This is a genomic window from Agromyces sp. NPDC057865 (assembly GCF_042796995.1).
Lineage (GTDB): Bacteria > Actinomycetota > Actinomycetes > Actinomycetales > Microbacteriaceae > Agromyces.
Window position 1 is genome coordinate 26,116 of record NZ_JBHVMJ010000002.1, and the last position, 21,107, is coordinate 47,222.

General features: G+C 72.0%; 23 protein-coding genes and 1 tRNA gene. 9 read left to right on the forward strand and 15 right to left on the reverse strand.

The features are described 5' to 3' along the window. Positions 1 to 6 precede the first annotated feature (6 nt). Both ACFVN5_RS07705 and ACFVN5_RS07710 read left to right on the forward strand, forming a co-directional pair. Positions 7 to 246, forward strand: a complete 240-nt coding sequence (locus ACFVN5_RS07705; RefSeq protein ID WP_376954376.1) for a DUF167 domain-containing protein — start codon at positions 7 to 9, stop codon at positions 244 to 246. 32 nt (positions 247 to 278) lie between these two features. Beyond that, on the forward strand, positions 279 to 1,235 hold the full coding sequence (locus ACFVN5_RS07710; protein WP_376954377.1) for a CHAD domain-containing protein: 957 nt from the start codon (positions 279 to 281) through the stop codon (positions 1,233 to 1,235). A 13-nt stretch (positions 1,236 to 1,248) separates the two neighbouring features. Here the strand turns inward: ACFVN5_RS07710 and ACFVN5_RS07715 are convergent, their stop codons facing one another. Continuing rightward, on the reverse strand, positions 1,249 to 1,872 hold the full coding sequence (locus ACFVN5_RS07715) for a GNAT family N-acetyltransferase (protein WP_376954378.1): 624 nt from the start codon (positions 1,870 to 1,872) through the stop codon (positions 1,249 to 1,251). Between the two features lie 103 nt (positions 1,873 to 1,975). On the opposite strand from ACFVN5_RS07715, the gene ACFVN5_RS07720 reads away from it, so the two are divergent. Beyond that, positions 1,976 to 2,494: a MarR family winged helix-turn-helix transcriptional regulator gene (locus tag ACFVN5_RS07720; RefSeq protein ID WP_376954379.1), complete on the forward strand. Its 519-nt coding sequence runs from the start codon at positions 1,976 to 1,978 to the stop codon at positions 2,492 to 2,494. Beyond that, positions 2,491 to 3,147, forward strand: coding sequence for a hypothetical protein (locus ACFVN5_RS07725; RefSeq protein WP_376954380.1), 657 nt, complete (start codon positions 2,491 to 2,493; stop codon positions 3,145 to 3,147). The genes ACFVN5_RS07720 and ACFVN5_RS07725 overlap by 4 nt, the downstream gene beginning before the upstream one ends. Positions 3,148 to 3,172: 25 nt before the next feature. Here ACFVN5_RS07725 and ACFVN5_RS07730 read toward each other — a convergent pair whose 3' ends face one another. Further along, positions 3,173 to 3,784: a hypothetical protein gene (locus tag ACFVN5_RS07730; protein WP_376955650.1), complete on the reverse strand. Its 612-nt coding sequence runs from the start codon at positions 3,782 to 3,784 to the stop codon at positions 3,173 to 3,175. A 227-nt stretch (positions 3,785 to 4,011) separates the two neighbouring features. Here ACFVN5_RS07730 and ACFVN5_RS07735 point away from each other — a divergent pair. Continuing rightward, positions 4,012 to 4,085: transfer RNA gene (locus ACFVN5_RS07735), tRNA-Pro, on the forward strand. Between the two features lie 59 nt (positions 4,086 to 4,144). Here ACFVN5_RS07735 and ACFVN5_RS07740 read toward each other — a convergent pair. From ACFVN5_RS07740 to ACFVN5_RS07755, 4 genes are all read right to left on the reverse strand, one after another. Continuing rightward, positions 4,145 to 4,930 carry a maleylpyruvate isomerase N-terminal domain-containing protein gene (locus tag ACFVN5_RS07740; RefSeq protein ID WP_376954381.1) on the reverse strand — a complete coding sequence of 262 codons (786 nt, stop codon included), beginning with the start codon at positions 4,928 to 4,930 and terminating at the stop codon, positions 4,145 to 4,147. A gap of 53 nt (positions 4,931 to 4,983) precedes the next feature. After that, entirely contained in the window at positions 4,984 to 5,523 is a 540-nt protein-coding gene (locus ACFVN5_RS07745) for a YaeQ family protein (RefSeq protein ID WP_376954383.1), read from the reverse strand. Positions 5,524 to 5,534: 11 nt separating this feature from the next. Then, positions 5,535 to 8,174: a PEP/pyruvate-binding domain-containing protein gene (locus tag ACFVN5_RS07750; protein ID WP_376954384.1), complete on the reverse strand. Its 2,640-nt coding sequence runs from the start codon at positions 8,172 to 8,174 to the stop codon at positions 5,535 to 5,537. Between the two features lie 114 nt (positions 8,175 to 8,288). Next, positions 8,289 to 9,269, reverse strand: a complete 981-nt coding sequence (locus ACFVN5_RS07755; RefSeq protein ID WP_376954385.1) for an NADP-dependent oxidoreductase — start codon at positions 9,267 to 9,269, stop codon at positions 8,289 to 8,291. Between the two features lie 115 nt (positions 9,270 to 9,384). On the opposite strand from ACFVN5_RS07755, the gene ACFVN5_RS07760 reads away from it, so the two are divergent. Next, positions 9,385 to 10,593 carry a Fic family protein gene (locus ACFVN5_RS07760; RefSeq protein ID WP_376954386.1) on the forward strand — a complete coding sequence of 403 codons (1,209 nt, stop codon included), beginning with the start codon at positions 9,385 to 9,387 and terminating at the stop codon, positions 10,591 to 10,593. A 9-nt stretch (positions 10,594 to 10,602) separates the two neighbouring features. On the opposite strand, the gene ACFVN5_RS07765 is transcribed toward ACFVN5_RS07760, so the two are convergent. Genes ACFVN5_RS07765 through ACFVN5_RS07790 form a run of 6 tightly spaced genes read right to left on the reverse strand, consistent with a single transcriptional unit; the run spans position 10,603 to position 15,624 of the window. Then, a complete protein-coding gene (locus tag ACFVN5_RS07765; RefSeq protein ID WP_376954387.1) occupies positions 10,603 to 11,298 on the reverse strand; it encodes a RibD family protein in 696 nt (231 codons plus the stop codon). After that, positions 11,295 to 12,296 (reverse strand): lysylphosphatidylglycerol synthase transmembrane domain-containing protein, encoded by a 1,002-nt coding sequence (locus ACFVN5_RS07770; protein ID WP_376954389.1) that lies wholly within the window; start codon positions 12,294 to 12,296, stop codon positions 11,295 to 11,297. Before ACFVN5_RS07770 ends, ACFVN5_RS07765 begins: the two co-directional genes overlap by 4 nt. Continuing rightward, positions 12,296 to 13,111 (reverse strand): SAM-dependent methyltransferase, encoded by an 816-nt coding sequence (locus ACFVN5_RS07775; RefSeq protein WP_376954390.1) that lies wholly within the window; start codon positions 13,109 to 13,111, stop codon positions 12,296 to 12,298. The genes ACFVN5_RS07770 and ACFVN5_RS07775 overlap by 1 nt, the downstream gene beginning before the upstream one ends. Continuing rightward, positions 13,108 to 14,193: a glycosyltransferase family 4 protein gene (locus tag ACFVN5_RS07780; RefSeq protein ID WP_376954391.1), complete on the reverse strand. Its 1,086-nt coding sequence runs from the start codon at positions 14,191 to 14,193 to the stop codon at positions 13,108 to 13,110. Before ACFVN5_RS07780 ends, ACFVN5_RS07775 begins: the two co-directional genes overlap by 4 nt. 4 nt (positions 14,194 to 14,197) lie before the next feature. Beyond that, on the reverse strand, positions 14,198 to 14,599 hold the full coding sequence (locus ACFVN5_RS07785) for a 6-pyruvoyl tetrahydropterin synthase family protein (protein WP_376954392.1): 402 nt from the start codon (positions 14,597 to 14,599) through the stop codon (positions 14,198 to 14,200). Then, positions 14,596 to 15,624 (reverse strand): zinc-binding alcohol dehydrogenase, encoded by a 1,029-nt coding sequence (locus ACFVN5_RS07790; protein ID WP_376954393.1) that lies wholly within the window; start codon positions 15,622 to 15,624, stop codon positions 14,596 to 14,598. Before ACFVN5_RS07790 ends, ACFVN5_RS07785 begins: the two co-directional genes overlap by 4 nt. A gap of 39 nt (positions 15,625 to 15,663) precedes the next feature. Between ACFVN5_RS07790 and ACFVN5_RS07795 the strand changes: the two genes are divergently transcribed. Then, positions 15,664 to 16,413, forward strand: a complete 750-nt coding sequence (locus ACFVN5_RS07795) for a CDP-alcohol phosphatidyltransferase family protein (RefSeq protein WP_376954394.1) — start codon at positions 15,664 to 15,666, stop codon at positions 16,411 to 16,413. 38 nt (positions 16,414 to 16,451) lie between these two features. On the opposite strand, the gene ACFVN5_RS07800 is transcribed toward ACFVN5_RS07795, so the two are convergent. Next, the gene (locus ACFVN5_RS07800) at positions 16,452 to 16,850 is read right to left on the reverse strand and encodes a hypothetical protein (RefSeq protein WP_376954395.1); all 399 of its coding nucleotides are present in this window, start codon (positions 16,848 to 16,850) and stop codon (positions 16,452 to 16,454) included. A gap of 69 nt (positions 16,851 to 16,919) precedes the next feature. Between ACFVN5_RS07800 and ACFVN5_RS07805 the strand changes: the two genes are divergently transcribed. Continuing rightward, positions 16,920 to 18,566 carry a CDP-alcohol phosphatidyltransferase gene (locus tag ACFVN5_RS07805; RefSeq protein WP_376954397.1) on the forward strand — a complete coding sequence of 549 codons (1,647 nt, stop codon included), beginning with the start codon at positions 16,920 to 16,922 and terminating at the stop codon, positions 18,564 to 18,566. A gap of 58 nt (positions 18,567 to 18,624) precedes the next feature. Next, positions 18,625 to 19,071: an EVE domain-containing protein gene (locus ACFVN5_RS07810; protein WP_376954398.1), complete on the forward strand. Its 447-nt coding sequence runs from the start codon at positions 18,625 to 18,627 to the stop codon at positions 19,069 to 19,071. Between the two features lie 65 nt (positions 19,072 to 19,136). Here ACFVN5_RS07810 and ACFVN5_RS07815 read toward each other — a convergent pair whose 3' ends face one another. Both ACFVN5_RS07815 and ACFVN5_RS07820 read right to left on the reverse strand, forming a co-directional pair. Next, the gene (locus ACFVN5_RS07815) at positions 19,137 to 20,453 is read right to left on the reverse strand and encodes a hypothetical protein (RefSeq protein WP_376954399.1); all 1,317 of its coding nucleotides are present in this window, start codon (positions 20,451 to 20,453) and stop codon (positions 19,137 to 19,139) included. A gap of 28 nt (positions 20,454 to 20,481) precedes the next feature. Continuing rightward, the gene (locus ACFVN5_RS07820) at positions 20,482 to 21,045 is read right to left on the reverse strand and encodes an RNA polymerase sigma factor (RefSeq protein ID WP_376954400.1); all 564 of its coding nucleotides are present in this window, start codon (positions 21,043 to 21,045) and stop codon (positions 20,482 to 20,484) included. Positions 21,046 to 21,107: the final 62 nt, after the last annotated feature.

Here is a 21,107-nt window from a genome sequence, read left to right on the forward strand (position 1 = left end):
AGACCCATGGAGATCACCGTCCGCGTGAAGCCCGGCAGCCGGCGCGGCCCGTTCGTGGACGAGACGCCCGAGGATCCCGACGCGTCGGCGACCGTGCACGTTCGCGAGCGCGCCGTCGACGGTGCGGCGAACGAGGGCGTCATCCGCGCCCTGGCCGCGCACTACGGCGTGCGCCGGAGCGACGTCGTGATCCTCCGCGGTCACACCGCGCGCATCAAGCGCGTGGCCGTCGGCGGGGTCGACTGACGGTTCCCGGCGCCCGCGCCTACGATGGCGCCATGGGCGATCGCGACGAGGACGGCGGCGACGGCGCGGCGTGGAAGTCCGACCTCGACGCGATGGACGCCGGCGATGCGGCGCTGACCGCGATCCGCGCGATCGGCGAACGGCTCGAGGAACTCGAGCCGGCGGCGCTCGTGGACGAGCCCGACGCCGTGCACCAGCTCCGGACGCAGGTGCGGCGCCTGCGCAGCGTGCTCGCGGCCTACGCGCCCCTCTTCGACACGGGCGTGGTGCAGTCCGTGCGGCAGTCGTTCCGCGAGCTCGGACACGAGCTCGGCACGGTCCGGGACATCGAGGTGCGCGTGCAGGTCGCCGAGACGGCGGTCCAGCAGGCCGAGGACGAGTGGGGGATCGACGCCGCGGTCATCGCGTCGATGCGCTCACGCCTGGTCGACGACGAGGTCGAGGCGCACCGGCTCGCGCACGCACGCCTCGTCGAACGCCAGCGGATGCCGCGGGCGGCCGCCCGACGGGGCACCCTCGATTCCTTCCTCGAGGCGCCCGCCCGAACCTTGCGCGCCGACGAGCCCGCTCGCGAGGAACTCGCGCACCTGCTGGAGCGTGAGGCGAAGCGCGCCGTGCGCCGAGGGCGACGCGTCGACGCGGCATCCGGAACCGAGCGGCTGCACGACGCCCGCAAGGCCGGCCGGCGGCTGCGATACGCGGCCGAAGCCGTCACCGAGGAGCCGCTGGTGCTGTTCGGCGACCACGCCGCGGCCCTCGCGGAGGCCGGGGAGGCCGTGCACGACGTGCTCGGCGACCACCGCGACGAGGTGCTGTTCGCGGAGCACGTGCGCCGCGCGGGCGCGCACGCCGGGCACGACGGCGAGCCGGTGGACGCCTACGAGCGGCTCGCCGAGGCGGCAGACCGGCGGGCCGACGATCGGCTCGACCACCTGACGAAGGTCGTGCACGACCTCGAGTCCGCGTCGAAGGCGTGGTCATCGCGGTGACGGGCAGTCGCAGTCAGTCGCGCAGGCGCAGCTGCATGATCGCCCGGTCACGCGTCGGGCGCGCCACCTCAGTGAAGCCCGCGCGCTCGAACATGCCGACGGTGCCGTGGAAGAGCTCGGCTGCGGGGACCTTCTCGCGCGCGGTGGGATCGATGGCGTAGGCCTCGAGCACGCGCGCGCCGTGCTCGCGCGCGTACGCGACCGCCGCCTCGGCGAGGGCTCCGCCGACGCCGCGCTTGCGGTAGGCCCGCGGCACCACGAAGCACGAGACGGCCCAGATGCCGGGATCGTCGAAGTCGGGGTCGGGCGTGCCGCCCGCGACGATGCGGCTGTGGGGCAGTCGCACGAGGTTGGCGCGCGGTTCGACGGCGCACCACCCGACGGGCGTGTCCCCGTCGTAGGCGAGCAGCCCAGGGCCGCTGTCGGAGGTGGCGAGCTGCGCCTCGAGCCGGCCGCGCAGGGCCTCGTCGCCCACGGATCGCCAATTGCTGCCGGGGATCTTGTACCACTGGCACCAGCAGTGCGCGGGGTCGCCCCTGGTGCCGAACACGGCCTCGACGTCGGCGAAGGGCGCCTCCTGCGCGGGCACGACGCGGAGGTCGTCGGTGCGCGGGTCGTCGGTCGTCGCAGGCTGCATGTCGTCACCGTAACGCGGGCGTGCGACATCCGTCGACCCGTTGCCGACGGAGCGTCGATCGGGCAACTCGTGAAGTGAGGTAACGATGTAGTAGCATCACGATATGCCCCCCACCGAGCCCGTCGCACACGGTGCACACGGCGGCTCCGCAGCGCCGATCCCGACCGTGCTCGATCGCCTGCTCGAGATCGGCGAACTGTTCCAGCACGACATGGCGCGGGCGTTCGAGGGCACGTCGCTCACGCCGGCGCGGGTGCGCGTGCTCTGGGAGCTGTCGCACGCGGGTCCGATGACGCAGCAGGCCCTCGCCACGCGCCTCGAGGTGAGCGCCCGCAACATCACGGGCCTGGTCGACGCACTCGAGGACGGCGGTCACGTGGCGAGGTCGCCGCATCCGACCGATCGCCGGGCCACGATCGTGTCGCTCACGGCGCAGGCTCGCCGACGCATGCGCGAGATGCAGCGCGAGCACGCCGAGCTCACCGCCGACCTGCTCGGCGCCGTCGACCCCGCCGACCGGTCGGCGCTCGAGCGCGGCGTCGACGCGATCGCCGCACGCCTGCGCGAGCTCGTCGCGGCCGATGTCGCCGCGCGGGCCGCGCGTGAGGCGGCCGGGGCATGAGCGTCTCGATCGAGCGCCGCCCCGCGGCATCCGTCTGGCGGCGCACCGGGTCGTTCCTGCAGCGGGCGCTGCGCGTCGAACTCGGCATCTACGCGAACATCGGGCGGTTCATCGCCCGCCGCCCGGCGATCCCGCGCGGTGCGGCCGGGTTCGGCTACCACAGGCCGGTGCTGACCGTGCTCGTCATCTTCATCGTGCTGTCGGCGGTCGAGATCCCGATCGTCGACCTGATCGTGCACCGGTGGCCGGCCGTCCGAATCGGGTTCCTCGTCCTCGGGATCTGGGGCGTCACCTGGATGTTCGGGCTGCTCAGCGCCTACCTCATGCGGCCGCACACCGTCGGGCCCGACGGCATCCGCGTGCGACAGGGGCTCGAGGTCGACCTCCCGCTCGCCTGGGACGACATCGCGTCGGTCGCGCGCGTGAAGCGCGTCGACGAGCCGAAGTCACTGCGCATCGTGGAGACGGAGGCCGGGCGGGCGCTCACGTTCCGGATGCAGGACGAGACGGTCATCGAGATCGAGCTCGAGCGACCGACGATCGTGCGCCTGCCGGGTCATCCCCCCAAGGGCGGTGCGCAGCAGATCACCGCGGTGCGGATCTGGGCCGACGACCCGAAGGCGTTCATGGACGAGGTGCGCAAGCACCTCTGAACGCCTCCGGGCGGCGACCCGCGGGTCAGGCCTTCGGGGTGTCGCCGTCGGTCTCGGTCGAGGCGGGCGCGCCGTCGGCGACGGGGGCGTCGGCAACGGGGGCATCGGATGCCGCGACGTCGGCGGTCTCGGCCGCAGCGGGCTCGGCGTCGGGGCCGGGCGCCTCCGTCGCGGTGACGGCGGCGGATGCCTCGGCCGGCACGTCGCTCGCGGTCTCGGCGGATGCGGCGGCGGGAACCGCAGCAACGGCCTCGTCGCGGGCCGGGACGTCGGTCGCGGCATCCGCCTCGTCGAGGTCGTCGAGCTCGTACTCGTCGACCTCGACGAAGCCGACGGGCGCCGCGGCGGCGAGCGCCTCGCGTGCGACGACCGACGCGTGGCGGTTGCGCGCGTGCACGGCCAGCGCGACGAGCACGCCGACGATGCCGGCGATGAGCAGCATCCCACCGACCGTCGACTGCGTCTGCAGGTCGAGGTAGGTGAGGTAGTCGGATCCGCCGTTGTTGTAGAAGTCGGCCTGGCCGGCGTTGCCCGTGCGCAGCTGCCAGTAGCCGATCGCGCCGACGGCGATCGAGGCGACCCACAGCACGATGAGCGGGATGTTCAGGGCGAGGCGGCGGGGCGTGGCGTCAGGCAAGGTGTCCTCCGGGGAAATGGTCCGCGCGGGCGCGGGCGTTCGACGATCGAACGCATGGATTGTGGAGAGCCTATGCCCGAACCCTATGAGGGAGGTATGTCCGGACGATGCATCGGCTGGGCGGCTCGTCGTGCTGCCGAGTGCTGCTCGCGGGCCCGTGCGTGCACGAGCACGCCTCCGGATGCCGCTATGATGGTCGAGTTGCCTTCCGAGGAATCGGTCGGCATCGGGCTGTGGCGCAGCTTGGTAGCGCACTTGACTGGGGGTCAAGGGGTCGCAGGTTCAAATCCTGTCAGCCCGACGCGGGAAAGGCCCGGTGAGACGCAAATCTTGCCGGGCCTTCGTCGTCCCGCCAGGGTGTCACACCGACGGGTCCCAGGCCGCGAGCTGATCGAAGATACGGCGATCGCCGTCGAACTCCAGCGGATCCAGCGGTATGCGGCCGTAGAAGAACAGGACCAGGTCACTGGCCGTGCCCCGGGCGGAGGCGTCGGCCGTGTCGGGGTCCTCGCCGGCGGCGGGCGTGAGGCGGGCGACCTGTGCGCCGTCGTGGGACAGCCGGAGGCGCCAGGATGGGCCCTCGGTTGCGTGGTAGTCGACGAGGGCGGGGTCGTGCGGCCAGGCGACCGTCGTCGCGCAGAGGGTGAACTGGCAGTCGTCGAAACCGTCGAGGGCGATTCGTTCCGGTATCGGCTGCGGGGCGCCCCCGGAGAGTTGGACGTCGTAGGTGTGCACCGCGATCTCGTGGAGCTGGCGCCGCGCCCAGGCCCCGGAGGTCTGCGGTGACGGCGAGTCACCCCACCAGGTCCAGCAGGCGCGATCCGGGCCCGCCTCGCGAAGCACGCTCGCCAGGTGCTCGACGGACTCGACCCACCAGGCCAGGAGCGCCTCGCGCTCCCGAGGCGCACCCGTGCCGCCTCCCCATGCGGACTCGTCCGGCGGAGCGTCCGCGGGTCCGGCGGCGACGATTGCGGCTGCCTTGCGGCGGCCCATGCCCACGTGTTCCACGTGATCGAACAGCGTCCGCTCGGGATGGGTCGGCATCTGCACGTCGAGGCTGGGTGCTGCGGCGACCGCAGCGAGGAAGGCGGCCGACCGTTCGTCGATCAGCCGCAGCTGATCAGGGAACGTGAGAATCTCGAGCATCCCGCCTTCCTCCCACTGTGTTCAGATGTCCGGACACCCATTTCGCAGCGCCGCTATGCGACGGGGTACTCGTGGACGACCGACTCCAGCATCGTGCCGTTGATCTCGAGGTACATGCGGTGCTCGGTGATCGAGAGCGCGATCGAGTTGCGTCGTTCCAGCAGCGCGGTGGCGGCGTCGAGGAAGCCGTGGTCGAAGCTGAACAGGGCGATCTCGTCCGCTCTGTGGATCCGCTTGCCCGCCCACGGTGCGGCGACCTTCGCCGGGTCGCGGTGCGTGTACACGACGGTCCGCTCGGCCTGCATGCTCCCGGAGTGCAGCCGGGTCGCGTCCGGTGCGCCGACCTCGATCCACGCGATGAGCTTGCCGCTGAGGTCGCGTACGTACACGGCCGGCTCGTCCGTCGCCGAGATGCCGTCGCTGAACGCGATCCCCTCCTGGAATTGGAGGCAGTACGCGAGCAGGCGCGTCAACATGAACGCGTCCGTCTCTGAGGGATGGCGTGCGACGCGGAGCGTGAGGTCCTCGTAGACACCGCGGTCCATGTCGGCCAGCTGTACCGCGAAGGTGTGGATCGTTGCGCCAGTCGCCATGGTGAGCGAGCCTACGCGGTATCGCCACTCGACTCGGTGTCAGGCGTCGCGAGGCTCACCACGCCCGCGGCTCCGTCGACGGTCACCTCGGCACCGGTCGCGATCGCCTCCGTCGCTCGCGGCACGCCGACGACCGCGGGGATGCCGTACTCGCGCGCGACCACCGCGCCGTGGCTGTTCGCGCCGCCCATCTCCATGACGAGCCCGCCGGCCGTGAGGAAGAGCGGCGTCCAGCCCGGGTCGGTGGACGGTGCCACCAGGATCTCGCCCGGCTCGAGGTGTGCGCCGACCGGGTCCAGGATGACGCGGGCTGGCGCGGTGACGGTCCCGGCCGACGCGGGGGTTCCGCGCAACGCCCCCGCGGCGACCGCCGACGCGGAGCCGACGGCCTCGGGCTCGGTCCCGTCCGACAGCAGGACCCGTGGCACGTGCCGGCGCCGCAGCTCGGCGTCGTAGCGTTCCCGTCGCTCGGTGACCGTCGCCCGCAGGTCGTCGCCCGCGGCGGCACGCTTCGTCTCGTCGAAGTCGAGGAAGAACACGTCCTCGGGCTCAGCGATGCGGCCCGACTCGGCCAGCTCGCGCCCGATCTGCGACATCGTCGCTCGCGCCCCGCTCATCGCCGTGATGACGAGGAACTTGGGCATCTCGCGCATCCCGACGAGCGCCCGGGCGCGCCGCAGGCAGAACCGGACCGCCGCGGCACGAATGGGGCCGCGCCGCCGTGCACGCCCGACCAGCGTGCGCATCATGGCCTTGGCGTCGCGCGCGCCGTCGGCGAAGTGCTGTTGGGGCGTGGCCGCGTCGGGGTCGAGGCGGAGGTACCCCGAGAGCACGCCGAACAGGTGCGTGGGGTCTTCGGACCACCGCGGCATCCCGAGGTCGATCTCGGCGACGGCGCGATGGCCGTAACGGTCCAGGAAGGCCGTAATGGCGCGCTGCAGCACGGTGGGCAGGCCGCCGCCGCGGTAGGCGTCGGCGAGCTCGCGTCCGGTCTGCGTGCGCAGCGCGGCCGCGGAGTCGGCGTCGTCCCGCGCGCGCAGGGCGACGTTCCACAGGTCGAGATCCATTTCGGTGGTCACGTTGTCGGGCGCGCTTCGGAGGACCGTCTGCAGGTCGCCCGGTTGCGCCGATCCTCGCAGCAGGCGCCCCGCGAGCCCGAGCATGCCGAAGCCGACGACCGCTCCGGGCAGGCTGCGCGGAGCGAGCGGCATCGCGCGGAAGAGCAGGTCGACGACGCCGTCGACGCGCGTCCGGATGTCGCCCGCCGGCACGGCCCCGGCGCGCACCTCATCCGCGAGTCGCCGCACGCGGCGCTGGGCCGCCGCCGGGCTGGCAAGTGCCTGCGCGACGAGAAGCGGCAGCCGGACCCGGGCGGCAAGACGCAGTGCGGGTCCCGCGAAGCGGCGCCGTGACCTCGGCAGCACGGAGAACCGCGGGTCGTCGAACAACCCTCGGAGCACGACGGCCGAGCGCGCCTCCATGACGTCCAGCGCGCGGGGGAAGATCTCCCGGCCCACCGACGAACGTAGGATTGGCGTGGCATCGACGAAGATGCGACCCCCGGAGACGGCGAACCCGCCGGGCCCGTCGACGATCCGCTCGGGTGGACGGCCGACGAGGTTCAGGAATCCCGAGCCGATCACCCGGAGCGCGGCGATGCCCATCGGCGTGACGGGCCGGTGGAGGCCCTGCGCAAGCGTGATGCAGAAGAAGGCACGGATTTCGTCCGTGGGCGGTGGCACTGCGCGCACCGGGACCGGATACAGCGTCGTGATCGGCCGGGACTGCGTCAGCCACGGGTGTCCGTCCTCGTCCACGGCCCACTCGACGTCCTGCGGGCTGCCGAACGCGACTTCCACGCGGTCGCCGAGCGATGCCAGCGCTCGCACCTCGGTGTCCGTGACGGCCGCCTGTCCAGTGGAGGGGATGCCCCGCCGCCGGTCGAGGATCCGCCCGGTTCCGGTGTCGACGACGAAGTGGTCGGGGTCCACGGCACCCGACACCACCGCCTCGCCGAGGCCGCGCGCGGCATCCAGGACGGCCTGCCGTCGCCGGCCGGTCACGGGATCGGCCGTGAACAGCACGCCCGCCGACTCGGCGTCCACCATCCGCTGCACGACGACGGCCAGCGCGACCCCGGAGCCGTCGATGCCCTGGGCCGCGCGATAGGCGACCGCCCGATCGGTCCAGAGCGACGCCCAGCAGCGCTGCACGGCGTCGAGCACGTCGTCGATGCCGCTCACGTTCAGGTAGGTGTCCTGCTGGCCGGCGAAGCTCGCGCCGGGCAGGTCCTCGGCGGTGGCGGACGATCGCACCGCGACCGGTCCGTCGGTGCCGGACTCCAGGTGGGCGTACGCGTCCCGCACTGCGGCGGCCACCGACTCGGGGAAGGGTGCATCGAGCACTGCCGCACGCGCCGCCGCAGCATCCGTGCCCGTGCCGGCCTCGACGGTCGTTCCCCGTACGGCCAGCCGATAGGCCTCGGTGGTGATGCAGAAGCCGGGCGGCACGTCGAAGCCCGCGCGGATCAGCTCGCCGAGGTTCGCGGCCTTGCCGCCGACGGCCGCGAGGTCGTCGGCCGACAGTTGCGCGAGATCGAGGACGAGGGCGACGTCCTCGTCGACGGAGAGTGCCCGGCTCGCTTCGCCCATCTGCCTCGTCCTTCGGACCAAGGAATTCCGCACGTGCGGATTATCAGCAGGATCGCACTGCGGGGCCACGGCCGCAAGGGCGCGGAAGAAGCACCCTCGGCATGTCCGCTCGACTCACTCCGACGACGTCGGCACCTCGAGGACGGTCTTCCCGAGACGGCCCGCCCGACCCCGGTCGGTGTAGGCGGCGCGCCCCTCGGAGAGCGGATAGGTCTGCGCCACGGCGACCTCGATGCCTCCGTCGGAGAGCAGCGCGGCGAGTCGATCGAGGTGCTCGGCGTCGGGGCTGACGACGAAGAACTGCGCATCGACGTCGAACGCCTCGGCAAGCGCGGCATCCGGTGCCTCTTGCAGTGTGATGACCCGCCCCCGAGGACGAACCGCCCGATACAACCACTCGGGAGTTCCCGCTCCGACCGAGTCGATCGAGGCGTCGAAGCTCGCCGGCGCGACCTCGTCGGGTTCGTCGCCGACGAGCACTTCCCGCGCACCGAGCCGCTCGACGACCTCGACCGCGTCGCGGGACCGCACGATCGCGGTGACCGCGATCCCCGCGCGGTGCGCGAACTGGATCAGGAACGAGCCCACCGCGCCGGTGCCGCCGCGGATGAGCAGCCGCTGCCCGGACTCGAGTCGCAGGTGTTCCTCGACCGCCTCCATCGCCGTGAGTGCGGGGAGCACCGCTGCGGCCGCCACGACGTCCGAGACGTTCGCCGGCTTGCGGGCGAGGTTGGCGGCCGGGAGGCGAACGACCTCCGCTGCGGCACCGTCCTGGTCGAAGGGCACGAGGCCGAAGACCTGGTCGCCGATCGAGTAGTCGTGCACGTCGGGCCCGACGGCGAAGACCACCCCCGCGAACTCGTGCGACGGGATGATCGGGGTCCGGTCGACTCCGTCGGACTCCCAGGTCTCGGGCCACGTCAGCTCGTCGAACGTGACGGCGGCCGCCGTCACCCGGGCGCAGACATCGGAGCCGGTGGGCGGCGGCGGCAGCGGCGCGTCCTCGTAGACGAGCTGCTCGGGCCCGCCCCGGGCGTGGGCTCGGAGGGCCTTCATCAGTCGGGGCTGCATGTCGGGGGAGTCTGCGATGTTCATCGGTCTTCTTTCGTAGCGCATTCGGGCGGATGCCGCATCATTGACCGTGGCGTCGCCATAGTTGCGTTTATGCGATAACGTTAACCACGTTCGCTTCGTGATGAAGGATACGTGGATGGCAGCGTCGATCTCGCACCAGTCCGCCGCCGGGACGGCCGTGGGCTTCGAGTCGCGCCCGTGGCGCCCGACGATCGCGCAGGACGTGGTCAGTCGACGCGTCTGGGAGCGGATCACGCGGCCCTACGAGGCATCCGTGCCGGCCGTCATCGCGGGCCTCGAGTTCGACCTGCCCGACGAGCTCGTCGAGGACGTGACGAACGCGCAGCAGCAGCTCGTGCGGTTCGACACGGAGGTGGGGTCGGTCACGGCGCCGTTCGCGTCGATCCTGCTGCGGAGCGAGTCGGCGTCGAGCTCGCAGATCGAGAACCTCACCAGCGGGGCGCGGGCGATCGCCGAGGCGGAGCTCGGCGAGCGCGCCGACGGCAACGCGCCGCTCATCGTGAACAACGTCCGCGCGCTGCAGGCTGCGCTCGACGCGGCCGACGACCTGAACGCCGAGACGATCATCCGGATGCATCGTGAGCTGCTGTTCCGGACGGATCCCGACATCACCGGCACGTACCGCACCCAGCAGGTGTGGATCGGCGGCGGCAGCTACAGCCCGCACGACGCGGACTTCATCCCGCCGCACCACGATCGCGTCGTGGCCGCCATGGCGGACTTCGAGGCGTACTCGGGCCGGGTGGCGACCCTCCCGCTCGCGAGCATCGCGGTCGCGCACGCCCAGTTCGAGACGATCCACCCGTTCCCCGACGGCAACGGGCGCACCGGGCGAGCGCTGGTGCAGGCCGCGCTCCGTCGCACCGGCCTGACGCGCAGCGTGACGGTCCCGATCTCGTCGGGCATCCTGCAGCAGCGGAACCGGTACTTCGACGCGCTGGACGCCTACCGCTCCGGCGAGGTCGAGCCGATCGTCCGGGTGTTCGCCGACGGCGCCGTGCTGGCGATCGTCAACGGGCGACAGCTGGTCGACGACATCGAGGCGACCCAGGAGCACTGTGCCGAGCGGATGTCGGGGCTGCGCTCGGACTCGGCGGCCCGCGAGATCGCCCGGCTCGCCATCGGCCACCCCGTGCTGACCTCCACCTTCGTGCGCGCCGAGGTCGACAGGTCGGGGCCGGCGGTGTTCCGCGGCCTCGACCAGCTGGTCGAGCGGGGCGTGCTCACCGAGACGACGTCGCAGAGCCGCAACCGCCTGTGGGTGGCGCAGGACGTGATCCGCAACCTCGACGAGTTCGCGAAGCGGAGCATGCGGACCCGCTGACTTCCGGATTCACGAGCGGGTGACGCAGCGCTCCGAGAGGGCGTACCGCAGCAGCACCATGTCGCCGACCTGGCGGCTCTCGGCGAGCACGGCGTGACGCTCGGGCGTCCACGGGAACGTGCCGTCGCCGATCAGCCGCGGAGCTCGCGGGTCGCCGACGAAGAACGGGGCGATGGCCAGCTGGAGCTCGTCGACGAGGTCGGACGCCAGGAACTGCGTGATCATCGTCCGCCCGCCCTCGACCAGCAGCGCGCGTACGCCCCGGTCGCCCAGGTCGTCGACGAGGTCGGCCATCGTGACCTCCTCGCCCAGCCCGACCACGGTGGCGAGCTCACCGAGCCGGTCACGGATCCCGCGGGCCGCCGATCGCGGGCAGTACACGAGCTTCTCCGTCGGCCCCGTGGCGAAGAACGCCGAGGCTGGATCGAGGTCGCCGGTCGCGGTCACGGTCACCTTCACGGGTGTGGGCGTCAGGCCCTCCGCCTCGCGCCGGGTCCGTCGCTCGTCGCTGCGCACCAGTAGCCGTGGATTGTCGAGGCGCACGGTGCGCGCACCGACCAGGATGGCGTCGCTGTGCGCGCGCACCTCGTCGACCCGGTCGAAGTCCGCCGCATTCGAGAGCGCGAGGCGCGGAGGGGCTGCGGTGTCGAGGTAGCCGTCGATCGACATCGCGGCGCTGAGGATCACATAGGGCCGATCGCTCACGAGTCCACCCTGCCACGCGCACCGGCGAGCTCGACCGCCGATGCCGGTTCCGGGGTTCGAGTCCGGCGAACCGCGGAGGCCACGGCGAGCACGAGCCCGGGTGCGACGGCGATCATGGCGAGCACGCCGAAGAGCGCGGATGCCGCGACCCCGGTCGCTGCGCCCAGGCCGGCGACGGCGAACGTCCAGCCGGCGATGCCCTCACGCGGACCCCAGCCTCCGACGTTGAACGGGATGGACGCGGCGAGCAGGATCACGAGCGCGAGCGCGGCGAGGCGGAGCGGCGGCACGCTCGCCCCGACGGCGGCGACCGCGATGCCGAGGGTCGCGACGTGGCATCCGACCACCAAGATCGAGGCGGCGACGACGCGCACGAACGCACCGGGGGAGCCCACGCCCGCCGACAGTTCGCCGAGCTCGCGTCGCAGCGCGCGCCGCGCACGAGCGCTCGTCGCGGTGGTCACGAACACGGCGAGGGCGATCACCGCGAGGACGATGCCGAGCGCGGGGAGCACGTACCCCTCGAACTCCAAGCCGAAGGCGGCGAGCACGACGACCGCGATCACGATCTGCACCACCTGGCCCATGGTGCGCTCGATGACGACGGCGCGGGCGCCCTGCGCGACGTTGCCTGCGTCGCGACCCTGCGTGACCGCCCGCTGCACGTCGCCGACCACGCCGCCGGGGAGCACCGTGTTGAAGAACTGCGAGCGGTAGTACAGGCCGACGGCCTGCCGGAGGGGAAGGCCGACGCCGAGCCGCCCGGCGATGATGCTCCAGCGCCAGGCCGCCGCGACCGTGGCGACGAACGAGAGCGCGAGCGCGAGCGCGATCACGCGGAGGTCGATGCCGGCCAGTCCCTCCAGGAACGGCCCGGACCCCACCTGCGCGATGACCGCGACCAGCACGACGATGCCCACGAGCGAACGCGCGGCGAGCCGGAACCACGTCGACGACAGGATCGCGCGGATCCGAGGGGCGCTCGTCGACGCGGACATCACGGCCACGCGAGGAGATCGGCGTGCACGACGACGGCGGAGAGCGCGCCGCGCCGCAACTGTCCGGACCGGAGCGCGCGGTAGGCGGCACACTCGCCCTCGAGGTCGCGACGCTGCTCGAGCGCCGCATCGATCCAGCCGTCGAACCACTGCTCGAGGAGGTCCGGCTCGTGCGGGCCGAGCCGCCAGCGGGTCTCGGCGGTGCGGACGTTCCAGCCCGCCTCGCGGAACACGAGTTGCGCGAGTGCGGCGGCGGAGGGCCCGAGGAGCCGGCGCCCGCCGACGAGGCGTTCCTGGTGCGCGTTGAACGCGGCCGCGACCCCGGCGTCGCGAGGATCGGGCGGATCGAGCAGCACGTCGCCGGTCACGCTCAGGCTCAGGAGCACGGGGCATCCGACCGCGATGATCGCCCGTGCGATCGCGCGGAGCTCCTCGAAGGTGAGCACATCGAGCAGCGCCGACGCGGTCACGAGGGACGCGCCGTCGAGCTCGCCGGCGTCGAGCGCCCCGAGCGCGCCCGTTCGCGTGCGGACGGCGACGGACCTCCCGTCACGGTCGAGCGGCGCCGCGCCGTTCGTCGCGAGCTCGACGAGGTCGGGGTTCCAGTCGTGCAGGACCCACGTCTGCGGGCCCGGCAGCAGCGGCGCCAGCCACCGCATCATCGAGCCCGTGCCGCTGCCCAGGTCGTGGACCTCGACGGGGCCGGGTCGGAGCAGGCCGGATGCCGCGACGGCGAGCTCGCGGGACCGCGCCCGCGCGTCCTCGGGTTCGCGCAGCGCGAGCCAGTCGCTGCTGACCTCGATGATCTCGTTCATGCGGTGCGCCGCCGTTCGAACTCGACGTCGGCCGCCTTGCGGAGCTCACCCAGGACCGCGGTGACGATCGTCGCCGTGGCATCCCAGGTCCGCGTCGCGAAGACCGTCCGCGAGCGCATCGCCTCCGCCTCGAGCACGGCACTCCATCCGCGATCCACCTGCCACCGCCGCAGGACCGCGCGCAGCGCCACCGGATCGTCGGGTCGCGTGAGGATGCCGCCCCGGCTGCCGGCGATCGACTCCGGCACCCCGCCCACCTGCGCGGCCACGACCGGGATGCCACGGGCGAGCGCGTCGGCGACGACCATCCCGTAGCTCTCCGACCGCGACGGCGCGACGACGAGGTCCGCGGTGCGGTACGCATCCTCGAGCCGGCCGCCGGTGAGCACGCCCGTGAGGACGACTCGATCCACGAGCCCGCCGGAGCGGATCACGCCCCTCACGCGATCCGCGAACTCGGGATCGGCATCGAGCGAGCCCACGATCGTGCAACGCCAGCGGGGCAGGTCGGTCATGCCCGCCAGCGCGTTGACGAGCACGTCCTGCCCCTTGTGCCGGACGACGGCGCCGACGCTGAGCAGGTGGCCTCCCGATCCGGAGCCGGAAGCCGCCGTCGCCGGGGACGTGCCCGGCAGGGCGACCGTGATCCGATCCGCGTCCGCGAGCCCCCGCGCGACCAGCTCGGAACGGGTCCACTCGCTGGTGGTGATCACGCGTCGCGCGGCACCGAGGGCGACGCGTTCCCGCTCGGCGGTTCGCGCATGGCCCGGCGTGCCCGGCAGGGCGCTCGCCACCATGTGCGCGAGCACGACCATCCGAAGCCGGCTCGCCTGAGCCTCCAGCACGGCGGATGCCGCGACGGCGAGCAGGCCGTCGACGAGCACGAGCGCGTCGTGGGGGAGCGCCGACATCGCGCGCGCGGCATCCGTCACTCGGGTGACCGCCACGGGAACCATCCGCACGTCGCAGCCTCGAGCTCGCAGCGTCTCGGCGAGTCGCCGGTCGTAGACGTTGCCGCCGCTGACGCGCTCGTCGTCGTCGAAACCGTCGGGGACGAGGAAGTGCACGGTCGCGTCCGTCATCCGCTCACACCTCGCGCTCGTAGCTCGCCCACGCGATGTGCGACTCGTGGAGGGTCACCTCGATCGACGAGAGCCGAGCGGCGGATGCCCCGAGCCGACCGTCGGCGACGCGTTCGGCGAGGCGGTCGGCGATGACCTGGCACAGCCGCTCGGTGGTCGTGTTCACCCCGGCGAACTCAGGCTCGTCGTCGAGGTTGCGGTAGGTCAGCGCGCCCGTGATCTCGGCCAGGACCTCGGACGCCAGCCCGATGTCGACGACCACGCCGTCGGAGTCGAGCTCACTCGCGCGGAACGACGCGTCGACGACGAAGGTCGCCCCGTGCAGGCGCTGCGCGGGGCCGAACATCTCCCCGGTGAAGCTGTGGGCGATCATGATGTGGTCTCGCACGGTCACGGTGAAGGTCACGAGGCGTCCGTCCAATCGATCGTGTGGCAGAGTTCGGGGCCCGGTCGTTCGGCGAGCTCCGCCATGACCGCGGGCAGCTCGCTCCACGGGGAATCGCCGGTGAGCAGGGCGTCGAAGGCGTCGTCCTGCAGCAGGTCGAGCGCGAGCGCCAGCCGATCGCGCGTCGAACGTGTTCCGCGTCGACGTCGGGCAACGGCGCCCACCTGGCTCGACCGGATCGTCAGCCGGCGCGAGTGGAAGTCCGCGCCGAGGGCGAGCGTCACGGGCCGGTCGCCGTACCAACTGGCCTCGATCACCTCGCCGTCCGCCACGACGGACTCGAGCGCGAGCTGCAGCCCGGCCTCCGACCCGCTCGTGTTCACGACGAGGTCGCGGTCGCCCGGTGCGTCGCCGGGTTCCGCGAAGCCGACCCCGAGTCGGTCGGCGACCGCACGACGCGACGGGTCCACGTCGACGAGCACGACGTCGAGGCTCGGGATGCCGCCGGCCAGGCGCGCCACGCAGCATCCGATCATGCCGGCACCGACGACGGTGACCCGGTCGCCGACGAGGGGAGCGGCATCCCAGAGCACGTTCACGGCGGTCTCGAGGGCGCCGGCGAGCACCGCGCGGCGAGCGGGAACGCCGTCGGGGACCGGCACCACGGCCTCGGCGGGGACGACGAAGGCGGACTGGTGCGGGAACAGCGTGAAGACCGTGCGCCCGAGGAGCGCGTCGGGCCCCTGTTCGACGACGCCGACATTGAGGTAGCCGTACTTCACTGGTCCGGGGAAGTCGCCCTCCTGGAACGGCGCGCGCATCCGCTCCCGCTCGCTCGGCGGCACATGCCCCAGGAAGACGGATGCCTCGGTGCCGCGACTGACGCCCGTCCACCGGGTGCGCACCAGCACCTCGCCCTCGCTCGCGCCGGCGATCGACTCGCGGCGCAGGTCCCCGACGCCCGGCTCGTCGACCCAGAAGGCCACGGCCTCACGCACCGACACGTCTCCCTCGATGAACCATCCGACGATCTCCTCCGTATTCATGAATATGCTCCGTGCGACGCTCTTGAACAAGGACACGTGATGGCGAGCGACGAGGTTCAGCTCCCACCCGTCGCGCTGGCCGCCCTCGGCGCCGGAGGCGTCACGGCGATCTGGGCCGCCGATGCGCTGCCCGCCGTCGGCTGGTGGGCGGCGCTGACGTACCTCGTGGTGAGCACCGCGCTGCTGCTGCGTGGGCTGCGACGCGGCCAGGCGGTTCGATTCGGCTGGGCGAATGTCGTCACAGCCACGAGATCGGCGCTGGTCGGCATCATCACCGGACTGGTCGTCGCCTCCTTCATCGAGCCGATCCCGGTTGGGCTGCTCATCGGACTGGCCGTGCCCGCGCTCGCGCTCGACGCCGTGGACGGCTGGGTCGCGCGTCGTACCGACTCCATCACCGAACTCGGCGCGCGGTTCGACATGGAGGTGGACGCGTTCCTCCTCCTCGTGCTCAGCGCGTTCGTGGCGCAGCTCCTGGGGCCATGGGTGCTCGCGATCGGGCTGATGCGGTACGCCTTCGTCGTCGCCGGATGGGTGCTGCCCTGGATGCGCGGGCACCTCCCGCCGCGGTACTGGCGCAAGGTCGTGACCGCCGTGCAGGGGATCGCGCTGGCGCTCGCGGCATCCGGACTGGCGCCGATGCTCGCCGGCGTGGGGGTGGCGATCGCGCTGGCCCTGCTCGTCGAGTCGTTCGGTCGCGACGTGATCTGGCTCGCGCTGCGCCGCCGTGGCACCGCTCGGACCCTCGCCGGCGACGGAGCGCGCCCAGCCGAGGTGGATGCGCCGTGATCGATGCACCCGCCGAACCGGCCGAGGAGGAGCAGCGGTCATGCCGTCCGCGGGGCGCGGAGCACGACGGCCGTGGCGATCGCGAGCACCACGATGCCGATCGACTCGATGATCACGGTCTCGGGGACGAGGGTGAAGCTCCACACCTCGGTGATGCCGAAGAAGCCGACCGTCAGCGCGAGCAGGAGCGACGAGAGCGTCGCGATCACGAACAGCAGGCTCAGCACCGTGGTGATGCTCAGCAGCCGTCCGCGCAGGAACAGCATGCCGATCGCCAGCACGAGCGCCGCGATGGCGTTGAGCACGAACAGCACGCCGAGCAGGCCGCCGACGCCGACGAAGACCAGGTAGAGGTGGATCCCGCCGACGGCGAGGAGCACGATCGCGCTGAGGATCCGCATGACCCAGAGGAGGGTCGTGTTGGGGGTTCGGGTCATGGTCGTGCCAGTGTTTCCAGTCATGGTCAGACTCGCTTCCGATCGAAGCCTCCGGCGGAGACGCTAGGAGTGACACGAGACGGCGGCCCAAAGGGTTCACCCGCGCCGAGGCTGACCGCGTGGAAGGTCGTCTGGCTCGTCGTTGCCGTCCTGATCCTCGTCGAGGTGCCGCTCGCGCCGGCAGCGATCACCCACGGCTCGCCGGCGCCGCTCATCGGGCTTCCGGTGGAGTCGATCATCGTGTTGGCCCTGCTCGTGCTGCTTTCCTGGCGGGTGGCACGCGTCGTGGTGGCGGTCGGCTTCGGGGTCCTCATCGTGCTCGCGCTCGTGCTCGCCGCGATCGACTCCGGCTACCGGACGGTGCTCGACATCCACTTCGATCCGCTCGACTGGCAGCAGCTGAGCGACGCATACGGGGTCGTCCAAGGGTCGGTCGGCGGGCCCGCCGCGAGCGCGCTGCTCGCCCTGCTCGTGCTCGTCGCCGTCGGCACGATCGTCGGGCTCTCATGGGCGGCGCTCCGCGTGGCCGGCGTGCTTCGGCCGCGCGTGCGCGGCACAGCGGTGCTCTCGGCGATCGCCGCGGCCTGGATCATCGCAGCCCTGGTCGGCGCTCACATCGTGGCGGGCCAGCCGACCGCCGCGGCCGCCTCATTCGGCTCGATCTCCGCATCGACCACGCAGGCCGCCGAGGGGATCGCCGCGGTCGCCGAGCTCTCGCAGCAGATCGCGACGGATCCCTACCGCGGCGTCCCCGGCTCCGAGCTCCTGACCGCGCTGAAGGGCAAGGACGTCGTGTTCGCCTTCGTCGAGAGCTACGGCCGGGTCGCGGTCGAGGGCTCCGACCTCTCGGCCGGCGTCCGGCGGGTGCTGCGCGACGGCGAGGAGCAGCTCCGCGCCGACGGCTACGCCTCCCGAAGCGCGTTCCTCACCTCGCCGACCTTCGGCGGGCTCAGCTGGCTCGCGCACTCGACGCTCCAGACCGGGCTGTGGATCGACCGGCAGCCCCTCTACAGCAAGCTGATCCGGAGCGATCGGTTCACGCTGAGCGACGCCTTCGGTGCGGCCGGATGGCGCACGGTGAGCGTCATCCCGTCGAACACCGACCCGTGGCCGTTCGGCACGTCGTTCTACCACTGGGACACGCTGCTCGATGCGCACAACATGGGCTACGGCGGCCCGTCCTTCGGGTACGCGCGGATCCCCGACCAGTACACCTGGAAGCACTTCGCCGACACCGAGCTCGCCCGGGACGACCGGCCGGTCATGGCCGAGATCGACCTCGTCTCCTCGCACACCCCGTGGGCGCCGCTCCCGAAGCTGGTGCCCTGGTCCGAGATCGGCGACGGTTCCGTCTTCGATCCTCAGCCGGAACAGGGGCCGTCGGCGACCGAGGTCTGGCGGGATCCCGACCGGGTGCGCCAGGCGTACGGGCAGTCCGTCGAGTACTCGCTCGGCGCGACGTTCGACTTCCTGCACCAGGCCGATGATCCGAACCTCGTGATCGTCGTGCTCGGCGACCACCAGCCGGCGACGATCGTGAGCGGGCAGGGCGCCGGCCACGACGTGCCGATCAGCATCATCGCGAAGGACCCGGCCGTGCTCGCAGCGATCGACGGATGGCGCTGGCAGGACGGGATGCTGCCGTCGCCCGACGCGCCCGTCTGGCCGATGAACGACTTCCGCGACCGATTCCTCGAAGCGTTCAGCGATCGATGAGACCGAGGCCGCTCGGATGCCGCGTCGCCGTGTCCGAGGTCGGTGACACGATGTGCGCATGACGAGGTACTGGCTCGGCGTGGTGCAGCGTGCGCACGTACTGCTCGGCGTCGAGTGGGGGATCGCGCAGACCAACCACGGCAAGCGGGCCGGCGTGCAGCGGATGCAGCCGGGCGACGGGTTCGTGTACTACTCGCCGAAGACGAGCCACCCCGACGGCGACCCGCTCCGCGAGTTCACCGCGATCGGCCGGGTCGCCGACGGCGACGTCTACCAGGCCGAGTCGGACCCGAACCTCATGGCCGGATTCCGCCCGTGGCGGCGTGCGGTGGCCTACTCGTCTCACGCCCACGCCGCGCTTATCGCCCCGCTCCTGCCGGTGCTCGACCTGACGCGCGGCAACGCGAACTGGGGCTTCCAGTTGCGGCGCGGTCACCTCGAGCTCACGAAGCACGACTTCGAGGTCATCGCCCGCGAGATGGGTACCGACGAGTTGGTCGGCTGACGCGCCGCACGGGGCACGACGGAGCCCTGGTGGACAGGTGTCCACCAGAGCTCCGTCTGTCGGACCTACTTCGACAGCGCCGCGATCCGCTCGGCCACGATCGTCCCGATGGCGAGGATGTTGGCCCGGGTCGTCTCGAATGGCGCGCGATCCACACCCTCTCCCTCCGGGGACGGGGGGACGAGAACGCTCACCCAGTCGTCGCCCGCGACGAAGTCGAGACGGCACACGCTGCCAATATCGCCGCATCGGAGAATGGCCGATCCGGTCGTCGCAGCTGGCAGTTCGATCCTTCGGCCACCGTCGGACAACCATGCCTCGGCGTGTCGCGCGACGGCCCAAGCACCGTTCGGCAGGACTCCGATGGCGCCGAGAGACGCATCGCCCGTGCCGAATTGGAGCGAGCAGCTCTGAGCTCCCACCTGCCCCTTCGCGTACCAGTACTGTCCGATCCTCGGTCCGTCCCACCATTCGGCCACGTGGAGGTCGTCCACACCGGTGAGGGGAGCAACGACGCTGGTCGCCGCGATCGCGTCGCAGTCGGCGGAGGAGGTCGGACTCGTCGTCCGCGGGACCCACCGGTCGGAGATCGACGCGTTCCTCAGGCGCTCCACGAGCGGATCGGTGACGGCAAGGAACGATGCACGCAACTCCTCGTCGGAGACTCCGACGGCGACGATCCCCGAAGCGTGCAGCTCGACCCAGGTTGAGCCGATCACGCCGAAGAGCTCGCAGTAGCCCACGCCGATGCCGCCCCCATCCGACAGGCAACGCGGCCCTTGCACGTTCGGTCCGTACGTCGGGTCTCGGAGCTGAAAATCGTCGATGTAGCGGACGGCGTCCTCGGTGCCTTCCGGCAGCACGCGGAGGAGAAAGGCCTGCCCACCGGTACCGGCGGCCCACACGTCGTCGGAGCCGCTCCGCCATTCGCATTCCAGTGCACCGAGCTGCTCGCCCGCAGCGCGATCCGCGCTCGACAGCCCCGTTCCTGCCGGTACCGTCAACGGGCTCATCGGCCCAGTGAGCGGAACCCCTCGATCGCCGAGGAACGTGTCGAGCCTGGCCGTGTCGACGAGGTCGTCGCAGGTCAGCCCGATCCGGGGCGTCGGCCCGGGATCGACCGCTACCGGCGGTGCCGTCTCGACCGGGAACGTGCGTGCAGGAGGTGCGGTGGCGGTCGGGCTCGCGACCGTCGTAGCGACGGGCGGAGCCGCCGGGCCCTGCGGCAGGATCCCGAACGCGAAGGCCGCACCGGCGGATCCGAGCCCGAGCGCCAGGACCGCCGCCACGACGGCGCCGACGATGCGGTCGAATCGCGTGCGACGGGACGCAGGAGTGTGCGCCGCGGCATCCAGCACCCGGCCCTTGAGGTCAGCGAGCATGCGATCGAGCTCGTCGCCCTTGGGAGGATCAGTTCTCATCGACGGTCACCGCCTTCCGCAGTCGTGCCCGGCTTCGGGACACCCGTTGCTTCACCGCACCCACGGTGAGGTTCATCCGGCGTGCGACCTGGGCGTAGGGCACGCCCTCGACGAGGCACAGCTCGCACACCTGACGATCGATCGGATCGAGTCGCTCGATCTCCTCGAGCACCCACCGCAGGTCCTCACGCGCACGATCCGCGTCGTCGCGCCGGCCGCCGAGCGCGAGCAGGTCGCGCGAGTGCTCCTCGGGCAGGGCGTCCGCCCGGTTGCGCGCCGCCTTGCGGACGGCGTTCTGCGCCAGGAACCGGCAGGTCACCAGCAGCCACGGCAGCAGCGACGCCTCGGCGATCGTGATCGTTGCCGCCTTGCGCCACATCGTGACGAACGTGTCCTGCACGACCTCCTCGACGTCCATGCGGCTCGGGGCCAGCGCCCACGCGTACCGGGTCACGGCCTTCGCGTGGCGATCGAACACGATCGACAACGCCTTCTGGTCACCGACCGCCACTCTCCGCAAGAGCTCGGCATCGGTGTCCTCCTCTGCATCCACGTGCACCTCCTCACCTTGGAAATGTCGCCGGCGAGGCGAAGGTCACACGCGGGCCGCAGAAT